14 protein-coding genes and 1 pseudogene are annotated in these 13,114 nt (G+C 72.8%); 9 read left to right on the top strand and 6 right to left on the bottom strand.

All coding sequences use genetic code 11. The features are described 5' to 3' along the window. A pseudogene (locus KBX53_RS07065) lies at nt 1-362 on the bottom strand (A/G-specific adenine glycosylase); the annotation flags it as partial. Nucleotides 363-458: 96 nt separating this feature from the next. On the opposite strand from KBX53_RS07065, the gene KBX53_RS07060 reads away from it, so the two are divergent. From KBX53_RS07060 to KBX53_RS07050, 3 genes are all read left to right on the top strand, one after another. Then, complete coding sequence (locus tag KBX53_RS07060; protein WP_030327926.1) at nt 459-971, top strand: glycine cleavage system protein R; 513 nt, start codon at nt 459-461, stop codon at nt 969-971. Continuing rightward, the gene (locus tag KBX53_RS07055; protein WP_245233493.1) at nt 968-1,552 is read left to right on the top strand and encodes a peptide deformylase; all 585 of its coding nucleotides are present in this window, start codon (nt 968-970) and stop codon (nt 1,550-1,552) included. The genes KBX53_RS07060 and KBX53_RS07055 overlap by 4 nt, the downstream gene beginning before the upstream one ends. Nucleotides 1,553-1,658: 106 nt before the next feature. Further along, nucleotides 1,659-2,375 carry a hypothetical protein gene (locus tag KBX53_RS07050; protein WP_030327923.1) on the top strand — a complete coding sequence of 239 codons (717 nt, stop codon included), beginning with the start codon at nt 1,659-1,661 and terminating at the stop codon, nt 2,373-2,375. A 6-nt stretch (nt 2,376-2,381) separates the two neighbouring features. On the opposite strand, the gene disA is transcribed toward KBX53_RS07050, so the two are convergent. From disA to KBX53_RS07030, 4 genes are all read right to left on the bottom strand, one after another. Next, on the bottom strand, nt 2,382-3,566 hold the full coding sequence (disA, locus tag KBX53_RS07045) for a DNA integrity scanning diadenylate cyclase DisA (protein ID WP_030327921.1): 1,185 nt from the start codon (nt 3,564-3,566) through the stop codon (nt 2,382-2,384). 131 nt (nt 3,567-3,697) lie between these two features. Continuing rightward, complete coding sequence (gene radA, locus KBX53_RS07040; RefSeq protein ID WP_030327919.1) at nt 3,698-5,155, bottom strand: DNA repair protein RadA; 1,458 nt, start codon at nt 5,153-5,155, stop codon at nt 3,698-3,700. A gap of 85 nt (nt 5,156-5,240) precedes the next feature. Next, entirely contained in the window at nt 5,241-6,020 is a 780-nt protein-coding gene (locus KBX53_RS07035) for a hypothetical protein (protein WP_030327917.1), read from the bottom strand. A 140-nt stretch (nt 6,021-6,160) separates the two neighbouring features. Then, nucleotides 6,161-7,048 carry a UbiA family prenyltransferase gene (locus KBX53_RS07030; protein ID WP_247675231.1) on the bottom strand — a complete coding sequence of 296 codons (888 nt, stop codon included), beginning with the start codon at nt 7,046-7,048 and terminating at the stop codon, nt 6,161-6,163. Here KBX53_RS07030 and KBX53_RS07025 point away from each other — a divergent pair. The 4 genes from KBX53_RS07025 (at nt 7,047) to KBX53_RS07010 (ending at nt 10,842) form a co-directional block, all read left to right on the top strand. Then, nucleotides 7,047-7,820, top strand: a complete 774-nt coding sequence (locus KBX53_RS07025; RefSeq protein ID WP_036410625.1) for a methyltransferase domain-containing protein — start codon at nt 7,047-7,049, stop codon at nt 7,818-7,820. The genes KBX53_RS07030 and KBX53_RS07025 overlap by 2 nt on opposite strands. A 42-nt stretch (nt 7,821-7,862) precedes the next feature. Beyond that, a complete protein-coding gene (locus KBX53_RS07020; protein ID WP_030327910.1) occupies nt 7,863-9,029 on the top strand; it encodes an acyl-CoA dehydrogenase family protein in 1,167 nt (388 codons plus the stop codon). A 94-nt stretch (nt 9,030-9,123) separates the two neighbouring features. Next, nucleotides 9,124-10,173, top strand: coding sequence for a type III polyketide synthase (locus KBX53_RS07015; RefSeq protein ID WP_030327908.1), 1,050 nt, complete (start codon nt 9,124-9,126; stop codon nt 10,171-10,173). A gap of 24 nt (nt 10,174-10,197) precedes the next feature. Further along, a complete protein-coding gene (locus KBX53_RS07010; protein WP_210858195.1) occupies nt 10,198-10,842 on the top strand; it encodes a hypothetical protein in 645 nt (214 codons plus the stop codon). Between the two features lie 9 nt (nt 10,843-10,851). On the opposite strand, the gene KBX53_RS07005 is transcribed toward KBX53_RS07010, so the two are convergent. Beyond that, nucleotides 10,852-11,544 carry a hypothetical protein gene (locus KBX53_RS07005; protein WP_210858194.1) on the bottom strand — a complete coding sequence of 231 codons (693 nt, stop codon included), beginning with the start codon at nt 11,542-11,544 and terminating at the stop codon, nt 10,852-10,854. Between the two features lie 328 nt (nt 11,545-11,872). Between KBX53_RS07005 and KBX53_RS07000 the strand changes: the two genes are divergently transcribed. Both KBX53_RS07000 and ispD read left to right on the top strand, forming a co-directional pair. Continuing rightward, on the top strand, nt 11,873-12,358 hold the full coding sequence (locus KBX53_RS07000) for a CarD family transcriptional regulator (protein ID WP_007073334.1): 486 nt from the start codon (nt 11,873-11,875) through the stop codon (nt 12,356-12,358). A gap of 56 nt (nt 12,359-12,414) precedes the next feature. After that, the gene (ispD, locus tag KBX53_RS06995; RefSeq protein WP_210858193.1) at nt 12,415-13,110 is read left to right on the top strand and encodes a 2-C-methyl-D-erythritol 4-phosphate cytidylyltransferase; all 696 of its coding nucleotides are present in this window, start codon (nt 12,415-12,417) and stop codon (nt 13,108-13,110) included. The last annotated feature ends 4 nt before the right edge of the window (nt 13,111-13,114 follow it).

Raw genomic sequence — 13,114 nt, 5'->3', positions numbered from 1 at the left:
GTGTAGGTGCCGACGCCGGGCAGTGCCAGCAGGTGCTCCAGCCGGTCCGGCACCTGGCCGGCGTGCCGGTCGACGATCGCGACCGCGCATTCGCGCAGCCGCACCGCCCGACGGGGGTAGCCGAGGCGTCCCCACATCCGGATCGCCTCGGCGGGGGTGTCCGCCGCCAACGCGGCCGGCTCCGGCCATCGCGCCAGCCAGGCCTCCCAGGCCGGCACCACCCGGACGACTGGCGTCTGCTGAAGCATGACCTCGCTGACCAGGATGGCCCACGGGGTGACACCGGGCTCGCGCCACGGCAGGTCCCGGGCGTGCTGCTGGAACCATCGGCTGACCGCTGTGGCGAAGTCGGGTTGAGTCATGGCGTCGTCGATGATGTCACGCCCGGCGTTCCCGTTGGGTGGGCGGCTCGGGCGGGGTGCCACGACGTCGTCCGGCGGACGGGGGAGAATGCCCGGATGAACGAGCTCGCGATCACCGTCATCGGTCGGGACCGGCCGGGCATCGTGGCCGACGTCGCGGAGGTGCTGGCCCGACTGGGCGCGAACCTCACCGACAGCACGATGACGCGGCTGCGGGGGCATTTCGCGATGACCCTCATCTGCACCGGCCCGGCCGCCGCCGAGGTCGAGGCCGCACTGGCGTCACTGACCGCCGAGGGCCAGCTGCTGGCGACGGTACGCGCGGTCACACCGGACGGCGACGTGCCGCCGGCCGGTGAGCCGTACGTGATGGCGGTGCACGGTTCGGACCGGATGGGGATCGTCGCGGCGATGACCCGGGTGCTGGTGGACGCCGGGGGGAATGTCACCGACCTGAGCACCCGGTTGACCGGTGAGCTCTACGTGGTCCTGGCGGAGGTCGAGTTGCCGGCCGGGGTGGCGGACACTCTGGTTGACCGGCTACACCGGACGGCTGCCGAGCTGGGCGTGGAGGTCACCCTCCGGCCGGCGGACCCGGATCTGCTGTGACGGGCGAGGAGCGCGTGCCGGACGTCGAGGCGTACACCGGTCTGGGTGACTGGACGCCGGACTCGCTGTTGGTGCCTGGCGTGGTGCGGCCGGTGGTGTCCGCCCCGCACGCGGTGTTGAGCCGGGCCTCGGACGAGGTCGATCCCACCGCCGCGGAGACGGTCCAGTTGGCGGCCGACCTGGTGGCCACGATGCGGGTCTCGCCGGGCTGCGTCGGGCTGGCCGCACCGCAGGTCGGGGTGGGCGCTCGGGTCTTCGCTGTCGACGTGACCGGGCATCCGAAGGCGGTGACGGTGCACGGCACGTTCGTGCTGTGCAACGCGCGGGTGGTCGAGGCGACCCGGTGGAAGCCGGGCCGGGAGGGCTGCATGTCGGTGCCGGACCTGACCGGTGACGTGAAGCGGGCCAGCCGGCTGGTGGTGGAGGGTGACCTGCCGGGCAGTGGCGAGCCGGTCCGGTTGGTGACCGACGGCTTCGAAGCTCGGGCGTTGCAGCACGAGATCGACCACTGCGCGGGGCTGCTCTTCCTGGACCGGGTGGCCGGTGCGCACGCGATCTATCAGCGCAAGGTCTACCTGTGACCAGTGCGTCGTCTGTCCTCAGTGGACGGTGGGGCGTACCCCTCGAATCGGTTCCGGCGCGTCGCGCCGCACTGCCGGGTACGGCGCGGCTACGGTGGAGGGCATCATGCGTCTGACGGTCGGCCCCCTGCCACCCGCCGTGTACTGGCGGCGTCGCGCCGTCGTACTCGGAGCGGGGTTTCTGTTCCTGATTGTCCTGCTCTACTCCTGCACCGGTTCGGATCGGTCCGGCGGTCAGAAGCCGACGGCGGGAGGCACCCCGTCGGCGACGTCCTCCGCGACGTCTGATCCCGGCGGGCCGGTGTTGACACCGCAGACCGGGTCTCCGTCACCGCCCGCGCCCGCTGATTCGACTGCGACGACTCCGAGCCCGGCGATCACCAGCAACACCCCGCCGCTGGGCGCGGCGGCCGGTTCGGAGGACGACGGCACCTGCACCGACGGGGAGATCAGCGTGGTCTCGTCGGCGAGCCAGACCTCGGTGCAGCGAGGCGCGGTGGTCGAGCTGCAACTGAAGATCAAGAACACGTCGGACCGGACGTGCAGTCGCAACGTCGGCGCCGACCTGCAGGAGATCTTCATCAAGTCCGGTGCCGAGAAGGTCTGGTCGTCGGACACCTGCGGCAAGGTCCAGGGGTCGGACGTGCAGACCTTCACGCCGGGCTTCGTGCGCTCCTACGAGGTGCCGTGGAACGGGCGGGACACCAGCCGCTGCGACGGTGCGCTGGCCGGTGGGCCGTTCGCGCCGGTCGGGTCGTACCAGGTGTTCGCCAGGGTCGGCACGAAGCTCAGCGAGCCGGTGAAGCTGACCGTCGCCGGCTGAGCCCGCTCAGACGTAGCGTTCCAGGATGGATGCCTCGGCGAGCCGGGACAGTCCTTCACGGACGCCACGGGCCCGGGCGTCGCCGACCCCTTCGACGGCTTGCAGGTCCTCCACTGTCGCGCCGAGCAGCCGCTGGAGGCTGCCGAAGTGCAGCACCAGGCGGTCGACCACCGCCACCGGGAGCCGGGGCACCTTGGCCAGCAGTCGGAAGCCGCGCGGACTGACCGCGGCGTCGAGCGCGTCGGACGCCGCCGGGTAGCCGATCGCCTTGGCGACCGACACCAGGTCGATCAGCTCGGTGGCACCGAGCAGGTCCAGCTCGACAAGAGCCTCGTCCAGGGTGCGGGACTTGCGGCCGACCGGGAGGTAGTCCCGGATGACCAAGGTCCGGTCGGCGTCCACGCCGGCCATCAGCTCGTCGAGTTGCAGGGCGAGCAGGCGGCCGTCGGTGCCCAGCTCCACCACGTAGCCGGCGATCTCGTCGGCGATCCGGCGGACCATCTCCAGTCGCTGCACCACTGCCACCGCGTCCCGCACGGTGACCAGATCCTCGATCTCCAGGGCGGAGAGCGTGCCGGAGACCTCATCCAGCCGGAGCTTGTAGCGCTCCAGGGTGGCGAGCGCCTGGTTGGCGCGGGAGAGGATGGCCGCCGAGTCGTCGAGCACGTGTCGTTGACCGTTGACGTAGAGGCTGATGATCCGCATGGACTGGCTGACCGAGATGACCGGATAGCCGGTCTGGCGGGCCACCCGCTCGGCGGTGCGGTGCCGGGTGCCGGACTCTTCGGTCGGGATGGACGGGTCAGGCATCAGGTGCACGGCGGCCCGGACGATCCTGGTGCCGTCGCTGGAGAGCACAACGGCGCCGTCCATCTTGCACAGCTCGCGCACCCGGGTCGCGGAGAACTCCACGTCCAGCGGGAAGCCGCCGGTGCACAGGCCCTCGACCACCTTGTCGTAGCCGAGCACGATGAGCGCACCCGTGCGACCCCGCAGAATGCGCTCCAGACCGTCGCGCAGGGCGGTGCCCGGGGCCATTAGGGCGAGGTTGGCCCGCAGCGGATCTCCGGCGCTCCCGGCGGCCCCCGCAGTCACGCTCACGCTGATCGGGCGGGCGGGCGAGCCCACGGCGCCGGTGCGGGCCTGGGGCGGCGCGCCGGCTGGCTTGGTGGTATCGCGGTCGATCGGCACGGGCACAGTCTACGGACTGCCGTGCGGTGGGTGCTGTCGTGGTTACTGTGATGTGTCACGATGCCGCCCTCTCCGGCGTTTCCCGCTTACGACCCGCTGTCCGGTTTCGCCGCCCTCGTCGGCACGGTGGGTCACTCGGCGGACGCACGGGCCGCATGGTGCAGCGCCGAACGGACGTCGGTGACCTCGGTCACCCGCATCTGCTCGGGCCCGGCGCCGGTGCTGGCCGGGCCGCAGCCGGGCGGCACCAGGGCCACCTTGAACCCCAGCCGGGCCGCCTCGGCCAGTCGGCGCGGCACCGCCCCGACCCGCCGCACCTCGCCGGTCAGCCCCACCTCACCGATCGCCACCAGGTGCGGCGCGATCGCCAGGTTGAGCCCGCCGGAGGCGACCGCCAGGGCCACCGCCAGGTCGGCGGCCGGCTCCACCACCCGGATCCCGCCCACGGTGGCGGCGAAAACCTCCCGGTCGTGCAGGGTCAGCCGCTCGGTGCGCCGTTGCAGCACCGCGAGCACCATCGCCAGTCGCGCCGAGTCGAGGCCGGAGACGGTGCGTCGGGGAGAGCCCGCCACCGTCGCGCCGATCAGCGCCTGCACCTCGGTGACCAGCGCCCGCCGCCCTTCCATTGCCACCGTGACGCAGGTGCCCGGGACCGGCTCCGCGTAGCGGGTCAGGAACAGCCCGGACGGGTCGGCCAGGCTGCTGATGCCGCCCTCGTGCATCTCGAAGCAGCCGACCTCGTCGGCCGCGCCGAACCTGTTCTTCACGCCGCGCACCAGGCGCAGCGACGAGTGCTTGTCGCCCTCGAAGTGCAGCACCACATCGACCAGGTGCTCAAGCACCCGAGGCCCGGCCACCTGGCCGTCCTTGGTGACGTGCCCGACCAGCACGGTGGCGATGCCCCGCTCCTTGGCGACCGACACCAGCGCCGCGGTGACCGCGCGGACCTGGGTCACCCCACCGGGCACCCCTTCGGTGCCGGTCGTCGAGATGGTCTGCACCGAGTCGAGCACCAACAGGCCCGGCTTGACCGCGTCGAGGTGCCCGAGCACCGAGGCCAGGTCGCTCTCCGCGGCGAGGTAGAGCTGCTCGTGCAGGGTGCCCATCCGCTCGGCGCGCAGCCGCACCTGACTCACCGACTCTTCGCCGCTGACCACCAGCGAAGGGCTGCCGGCATTGACCGCCCACTGCTGTGCCACATCGAGCAGGAGGGTCGACTTGCCCACGCCGGGCTCGCCGGCGAGCAACACCACGGCACCGGGGACCAGGCCGCCGCCGAGCACCCGGTCCAGCTCGCTGACCCCGGTGGGACGGGCGCGGGCCGGAGCGGCGCTGATGGTGGCGATCGGCCGGGCCGGCTCGGCCGGCATCCGGGAGCTGACCACCCGACCGGAGACGGTCGGGCCGGTCACCGTGCTCTCGACCACCGCCCCCCACTCGCCGCACTCCGGGCAGCGCCCCACCCACTTGGGCGGCTGGTGCCCGCAGGCGTCGCACTGGTAGGCCGGACGCGGCTCGCGGGCGGCGGACCGAGCACGGGCGGCACCGGCCGTGCCGCCACGCGGAGGGGTCGATCGGGACGTGGTCACATCAGGACGCTAGCCCCCGCGTACGACGAAAACACCCCGGCGTGGTGGTCACCACGCCGGGGCGTTCGTCGATGTGCGCTACGGGTCACTCGTGGGTCGTGCCGCCCTCGTCGCCCTCGTAGCCGCCCTCGCGCTCGATGATCGGCGACGGAGGGGCCGCCGGGGTGAGCGGCACCGCGACCGGCGCCTGGCCGGTGACCGTGTTGCCGTTGCCGAAGTCGAAGGTCACCACGACGTTCTGACCGGAGCGCAGCGCCTCGGTCAGGCCGATCAGCCGGAGCTGCGAGGTGGCCTCGGAGTTGAACTGGATGTAGCTCAACGGCGCCAGCTCGATCCGGGCCGGCTGGCCCGGAGCGGCCGGGCTGGCCGAACCGGACGCCCGCGCCGACTCCGGGGCGGACGGCGTGGCCGAGGACGACCCGGTCTCGGACGGCGTCGCCGACGGGCTCGGCGAACCCGAGGTGGAGTTCGACGGGCTGGCCGAACCGGACGGCGACGGGCTCTCCGAGGCGGACTCCGAGGCGGATGGCGACGGGCTCGCCGAGCCGCCGCTGATCACCACCTCGCGGGCGCTCTCGGTGGTGACGGTGACCGTCACCGTCTCCTTGGAGTCGTTGTAGATCACTGCGCCGAGGCCGGCGTCCTGCCCGGCCCGGTAACCCTCGGTGCCCGGGTAGTCCACCAGCAGGCCCCGCACCGAGAAGGAACCGTTGTCGGTCGTGAGGTTGACGCCCTGGACCGACGGCTCCTTCAACGCGGTCTCGGCGATCTGACCGGCGCCGCATCCCGAAGCCAGCAGGCTGGCCGCCGCAATCCCGGACAGCAACAGGGCCGCCCGCCGGGATCCCCTGATCGAGCGCGTCACGTCGGTCCTCCTCGTCACAATCCCCACCCGGGCCGTACGCCGGGCACGGTGGCCATACCCGCGCAGACCGCGCTCCAGGGTAGTTGGGGCTGATCGAGGCCCGCACGCGGACCCGGCAATGCCACCTGGCCGGGTGGCGTTCAGACCACCCGACCGCTCGCCACCAGCAGAACCACGTCGATGAGGGCGACCAGCATGACCGCCCGGAAGGCCGCCACCGGCCGCTGACCGGCCCGGCTCGCCGAGCGTCCGGCGTACCAGCTCAGTGGCGGCACCACGGCGGCCGTGCCGACCGCCGCCCAGCCGATCGTCGACGGCGGCCCGGGTGGCCCGAGGACCAGGGCCGCGGTCGCCGCGAGCAGGAGACCCGCCGCGGCCACCCGGCTGCCGGCGGCGCCCAACCGGTGGGGCAGGCCGCGCACGCCGGTGCGGGCGTCGTCGGCCAGATCGGGCAGCACGTTGGCGAAGTGCGCGCCGGCGCCCAGACAGGCCGCCGCCGCCACCAGCCAGACGGGCGGGGCCGGCTGACCGGGCAGTGCCAGCACCACGAAGGCGGGCAGCGCGCCGAACGACACGGCGTAGGGCAGCACCGAGAACGCGGTGGCCTTGAGCGGCCAGTCGTAGAGCAGGGCGGAGACCAGGGCGAGGGTCAGCCAGAACGCCGCCGCCGGGTTCGTGGTCAGCGCCAGCAGAGGGCAGGCCACCGCGGCCACCACGGCGGCCCAGGCCGTGACGCGCCGACCGACCGCGCCACTGGCGACCGGCTTGTCGGTACGCCCCACAGTGGCGTCCCGCTCGGCGTCCAGCGCGTCGTTGGTCCAGCCGACAGCGAGCTGGCTCGCCAGCACGGCGAGCACCACCGAGACGATTCCGGCCGGCCGGTGGCCCACTCCCCACGCCAGCAGACCGGCCACCGTGGTCACCGCCGCGGCCGGTTCCGGATGGCTCGCTCTGACCAGCCCTAACACCCTCGACGACATAAGGGAAGTCTGGTCGTTACCGAGCAGTCGTGCCACGCTCGGTTCCATGCGAGACGTGGCTGCGGCCGGGGCGTCCACCGGGCCGAGGGTGCTGCCGCGAAACGATCCGCGTCAGTACGACGATCTGGCCGGTGAGTGGTGGCGGCCCGACGGCGCGTTCGCGATGCTGCACTGGTTGGCGGAGGCGCGTGCGGCGCTGGTGCCGCCGGCCACCCGTGCGGGCGCGGTGCTCGTCGATCTGGGTTGCGGTGCCGGCCTGCTCGCGCCGCACCTGGCCGGCAGGGGCTACCGCCACGTCGGGGTGGATCTGACCCGCTCGGCCCTCGTCCAGGCGGCCGAGCACGGGGTCAGCGTGATCCAGGGTGACGCCACCGCTGTTCCGCTGCCCGACGGCTGTGCCGACGTGGTCTCCGCCGGCGAGTTGCTGGAGCACGTGCCGGACTGGCCGCGGGCGGTGGCCGAGGCGTGCCGGCTGTTGCGCCCGGGTGGCGTGCTGGTGCTGGACACCCTGAACGACACGGCGCTGGCCCGGCTCGTCGCGGTCCGGATCGCCGAGCGGCTGCCGACGGTGCCGCGTGGCATTCACGATCCTCGGTTGTTCGTGGACGCCCGGGCGCTGGTCGCCGAGTGCGCCCGACACGGTGTCGACCTGCGGTTGCGCGGCATCCGGCCGCAGGTCGGCGGGGTGCTCGCCTGGCTGTTGCGCCGCGCCCGCGCGGCCGGAACGCCCGGTACGGTGCCCGCCGGTCGGGCGCCGCGCATCGTGCCGACCCGCTCCACCGCCGTGCTCTACCAGGGCCGGGGGGTCCGCAAAGGATAGTCAGGCCGTGGCGGGGGTATGGAACGCCAAGGAGGGGACGAGATGACGGTGCACGCGCTTGAGGCAGCTCGCCGGTTGGCACCACGGTTCGCCGCGCGCGCGGCCGAGCACGACCGGGACGGTTCCTTCCCTGTGGACGACTTCGCCGACCTGCGCGAGGCTGGCCTGTTCGGGCTGATGGTGCCCCGGGCGCTCGGCGGGCTGGGCGCCACCTTCGCCGAGTACGCCGCGGTGGCCACTGAGCTTGCCCGGGGCAACGGTGCGACAGCCCTGGTGTTCAACATGCACGCCTCGGTGACCGGTGCGCTCGGTGCGGTCACCGAGGAGTTGGCCGAGGCGCTGGGCGTACCGGACGAGGCGCTGGCCGCCCGCGACCGGCTGCTCAGCGCGGCGGCGCAGGGCTCCTGGTACGCGGTCGCGATGAGCGAGCGGGGCGCGGGCGCGCGGTTGTCCCAGCTGAGCACCTCGTACACGCCGGTCGACGGGGGCTGGCAGCTCAAGGGCAGCAAGACCTTCTGCTCCGGTGCCGGGCACGCGGACGGCTACCTGGTGGCGGCACGCAGCGCTGCCGACCAGTCGGTGGTGTCCCAGTTCCTGGTGCCGGCCGGTGACGGGCTGACAGTGGAGCCGACCTGGGATTCGCTCGGCATGCGCGCCACCTCCTCCCACGACCTGCACCTGGACGTCAGCGTGCCCGCCGACCGGCTGCTCGGTGGGGTGGAAGGGCTGGCGCTGGTGGTCGCCCAACTGATGCCGCACTGGCTGGTGGCCAGCTACGCGGCGGTCTACGTGGGGGTGGCCCGCGCGGCGATCGACGCGGCGGCCGAGCACCTCAACGCCCGCAATCTGGCCGGTCTGCCGGCGGTGCGGGCCCGGCTGGGTCGGGCGGACGCGGCGACGGCCGCCGCGCAGCTGGTGGTGGCGGAGGCGGCCCGCCGGGTGGACGAGGCGCCCGGTGACGAGGAGACCAACCGGTGGGTGTGGCGGGCGAAGCTGCTGGCCGGCACCACAGCCGCCGAGGTGGCGGCGTCGGTGTTGGAGGCGGCGGGCACCTCGGCGACCCGCCGTGGTCATCCGCTGGAGCGGCTCTACCGCGATGCCCGCTGCGGGTCACTGCACCCGGCCACGTCGGATGTCTGCGCCGACTGGCTCGGCATCGCCGCACTGGGTGGCGACCCGGATCGTGACGGATCGGCACCACGTTGGTGAGCCCGCGCCACCGGGCTCGTACGGGAGAACGACCAGCCGGGGTGGCTGGTGGGACGGCCAGGGGGAGGACAGCATCTGACGAGAGGTGGGGATCGTGTCCGTACCAGTGATCGCGGGGCTCGGGACAGCGCAGCCGCCGTCCGCTTCGCAGGACGAGTTGTGGGAGGGCTTCTTCTCCCGGCACTTCTCCGGCACCACCCGGTCGTTGGCGCAGCGAATTTTCGCCAACTCCGGGGTGACCCGGCGGCAGGCTGCGGTGAACCCGCTGCTGGAGGACGTTTCGGACTGGCCGACCGAGCGCCGGATGCGCCGCTACCAGGTGGAGGCGCTGCCGTTGGGCAAGGAGGCGGTGGGCCGCGCGTTGACAGCCGCCGGGTTGAGCGCCGGCGACATCGGGCTGTTCATCGTCTGCTCCTGCACCGGGTACGCCACTCCGGGGCTGGACATCCTGCTCGCCCGGGACCTGGGCATGGCCGCGGACACCCAGCGGATGGTCATCGGCCACATGGGTTGTTACGCGGCACTGCCGGGTCTCGGCGCGGCGAGTGACTTCGTCACCGCCCGGGGGCGTCCGGCGCTGCTGCTCTGCGCGGAGCTGACCAGCCTGCACATCCAGCCGTCCAGCGCCCGGGTGGACACCCAGCAGATCGTCTCCCACGCGCTCTTCTCGGACGCCGCGGTCGCCGCCGTGGTCGTGCCGGGCGGCCCGGGGTACGCGGTGCGCGAGGTCACCGCCGTCACCGACACCTCGACCGCCGATCACATGACCTGGGACGTCACCGACGCGGGGTTCCGGATGGGGCTGTCGCCGAAGGTGCCGCAGGTGCTGTCCAGGCACGTCCGTGGGCTCGTCGACGAGCTGTTGGCCCGGCACGGCGTCACCAGCTCCGAGGTGGACGGTTGGGCGGTGCACCCGGGCGGGCCGCGGATCCTCAACGTGGTCGAGCGGGAGCTGGCGCTGCCCCCGCTGGGGCTGGCGGCGTCCCGGGCGACGCTCGACGAGCACGGCAACTGCTCGTCGCCGACGGTGCTGCTGATCCTGGACCGGTTGGGCCGGGCGACACCGGCGGCCCGGCGCATCGTCATGCTGGCCTTCGGCCCCGGCCTCACCCTGTACGCCGCCCTTCTCGATCGACAGGACTGAACCTCCGACCGGTACGCTCGTGCCGTGGATGCGACCTTGGACGATCGGCTGCGCTCGGTGGTGCTGTTCGGCGCCGCGGCGGCCGTCCTGGTCGTCGGTGGCTGGTGGTGGCACGCTGCCGAACCGTCGTCGACGGCCGGGGCGGCTGCCACTCCCTCGGCGGCGCCGAGGGCCGAGCAGAGCGTCAGCACCCCGTTGGAGCGGGCCATGGCGGGGGCGGAGCCCGACGAGCGGGTGACGGTGCGGCTGGACCCGGACAGCGGCGAGATTACCCGGGGGCGGAACGGCGCGTGGGCGGTGCTCGACCCGGCAACGGGCTCGCCCACCGAGACCGAGGGCGGCCCCGCAGTGCTCTCCCCTGCTGGTGAACTGCCACAGTTCCACGAGACGATCTGGCGGGAGGAGCGGGAGTTGGCTCCTGGTCAGGAAGTGACCCGGCAGGCCGGCAACGGCGCCGACCGCTACCTGCTCCAGTACCGGTGCACCCGGCTCGGCACGATGGTCGTGACGAGCGCCGGGGCCAGGATCGCCGGCGAGTCGCGCATCGACTGCGACGGCACGATCGCCACTGCCGAGGTGCTGCCCGAAAACGGGTCGTTCCTGGTGTCGCTGTCGGCCGTCGACCGGCCCATAGACATCGAGGTGCAGCTCGTCGCGCTGCCCCGCTAGATCCGGCGCTCAGGCGGCGAGGGCGCTCAGGTCGCTCCGGTAGGACTCGACGGTGCCCAGGTCGGGCAGGACTCGGGTCACTGTGCCGGCCCTGTCGACAAGCAGGGCGGCGGCGGTGCCGGGCCGGGCCGGTTGACCCAGGAACGAGCGCAGCCCGCCGGCCGGGTCGGCCAGGACGTGCGCCTGCCGCTGGGTGGTCGGCCCGGCCGGGGCGCTGCGCCCTGCGGTGACGGTGACCACGGAGACGTCGGCGGGTGCTGCTGCCAGGGCCTCGCTGACCCGGTCCGGGCAGGGGCAGCCGTCCAACAGGATGATCATGGCGGGTAGCAGGCCGCGCAGTGGCACTGGTGCGTCCTGGGCGTCGACCAGGTCCAGTGCGGGCAGCGCCTGCCCGGTCAGGCTGGCCGGTGGTGAGTAGGGGGTCGGGCTCGGGCGCTCCGTGCCGCGGTTGGCCCGGGGCCAGGTGACCACCAGCAGGCCGGCCAGCGTGGTGACGACCGCCACCAGCAGGACCAGCAGCGGCAGCCCCAGAGCCCGGTGACCGCCGGGGAGGCCGCTGGCCCGACGGAGCTCACGGCGGACCTGGGCCGCCTCGGCGGCCAGCGCGGAGGCGTCGTCGGGGACCACCACCCGGCCCCATTCGGGAGGCAGGCCGGGCAGGCCGTCGGCTGGCCCGTTACCTTCTGCGTCCGGCTTGCCCATCGGACCTCCTGGAAGCGTCTCGAGAGCTGAGTGCGGCTCGGTCTCCAGGGTCGCGCACCGGGGGCTCCTCCCGCTACATCTGGGCGCGGTCCGGCTGGCCGGGCTACCATGGGAGGAGCGCATAGCCCTTGATCTCGACGTTCTGTTCACCCGTACCGGGCAGTCATTTGCGCGTTACGGAGCGTGTTCGAACCATCGGTTTGACCGCCTGTCAAGCTGAAGCAAGACCTCTCACAGGGCCCCTGAGCTGCGCCAACGGTCAGGACATCGGTGAGACATCGGTGCCTGAGCGTGTTACCCTAGACACAGCGAAAGGGGTTTCGAACCTATGGTTTTCAGTGTCGGCGAGACCGTTGTTTACCCCCACCACGGGGCCGCACTCATCGAGGCAATCGAGACTCGGGTCATCAAGGGCGAGCCTAAGCAATACCTCGTCCTGAGGGTCGCGCAGGGTGACCTGACGGTCCGGGTGCCGGCCGAGAACGCCGAGATCGTGGGCGTCCGTGAGGTGGTCGGCGAAGAGGGCCTCGGGAAGGTCTTCGACGTTCTGCGGGCTCCGCACACCGAGGAGCCGACCAACTGGTCGCGGCGTTACAAGGCCAATCTGGAAAAGCTGGCTTCCGGCAACCCGCTGAAGGTCGCCGAGGTCGTGCGTGACCTGTGGCGCCGGGAGCGGGAGCGGGGCCTCTCTGCGGGCGAGAAGCGGATGCTCGCCAAGGCCCGCGACATTCTCGTCGGCGAGGTCGCGCTGGCTGAGAAGAGCACCAAGGATGAGGCGGAGACGCTGCTCGACAAGGTCCTCACCGAGGCCTAGTCCGCACAGCATCGTCGTACCCACTTCGTAGTGAAGAAACCACCGAGGACCGCGACGTGACCGCGCAGCTCAATCCGCGCGGTGACGTCGCGGTCCTCGTGCCCGCGGCGGGTGCCGGCGTACGGCTCGGCCCCGGCCGACCCAAGGCGCTGCGCCTGCTCGCCGGTGAGCCGCTGTTGGTGCACGCCGTACGTCGACTGGCTGCCGCGCCCTCCGTGCACACCATCGTGGTGGCCGCGCCGACCGCCGAGGTGCAGACCGTCCGCGAGCTGTTGGCCCCGGTCGCGCCGGTGATCGTGGTGCCCGGAGGGGCGGAACGGCAGGCGTCGGTCGCCGCCGCGCTGGCCGCCGTGCCGGCCGGCCCGACGATCGTCCTGGTGCACGATGCCGCCAGGGCGCTCACCCCGCCCGAGCTTGTCGAATCCGTCGCGGCGGCGGTCCGGAGCGGGCGTGACGCGGTGATCCCGGTCCTGCCGGTCGTCGACACCATCAAGGAGGTCGGCGCCGGCGAGGTGGTGCTCGGCACCGTCGACAGGTCCGCCCTGCGGGCGGTGCAGACCCCGCAGGGTTTCCGCCGGGCCGTGCTCAGCGCCGCGCACGCCGCTGCCGGTGACTCCCTCACCGACGACGCCGGGCTGGTCGAGAAGCAGGGTGTCGAGGTGAGCTGCGTGCCCGGCTCGGAGTACGCAGTGAAAATCACCCGACCGTTCGACCTGGCTCTGGCGGAGCATCTGCTTGCCACGACCGGTTGACGCG

The sequence above is a fragment of the Micromonospora sp. M51 genome, from assembly GCF_018070305.1.
GTDB classification, from domain to species: Bacteria; Actinomycetota; Actinomycetes; order Mycobacteriales; family Micromonosporaceae; genus Micromonospora; species Micromonospora parva.
Note: the sequence above shows the minus strand (reverse complement) of the source record. Positions and strands in the feature narration are given on the sequence as shown.

Bases quoted from the DNA above. Each gene is read 5' to 3' on its own strand.
- KBX53_RS07005 (WP_210858194.1), bottom strand. From the start codon at position 11,544: ATGGGCAAGCCGGACGCAGAAGGTAACGGGCCAGCCGACGGCCTGCCC.
- KBX53_RS07030 (WP_247675231.1), bottom strand. From the start codon at position 7,048: ATGGAACCGAGCGTGGCACGACTGCTCGGTAACGACCAGACTTCCCTT.
- KBX53_RS07060 (WP_030327926.1), top strand. From the start codon at position 459: ATGAACGAGCTCGCGATCACCGTCATCGGTCGGGACCGGCCGGGCATC.
- KBX53_RS07020 (WP_030327910.1), top strand. From the start codon at position 7,863: ATGACGGTGCACGCGCTTGAGGCAGCTCGCCGGTTGGCACCACGGTTC.
- KBX53_RS07025 (WP_036410625.1), top strand. From the start codon at position 7,047: ATGCGAGACGTGGCTGCGGCCGGGGCGTCCACCGGGCCGAGGGTGCTG.
- KBX53_RS07050 (WP_030327923.1), top strand. From the start codon at position 1,659: ATGCGTCTGACGGTCGGCCCCCTGCCACCCGCCGTGTACTGGCGGCGT.
- KBX53_RS07000 (WP_007073334.1), top strand. From the start codon at position 11,873: ATGGTTTTCAGTGTCGGCGAGACCGTTGTTTACCCCCACCACGGGGCC.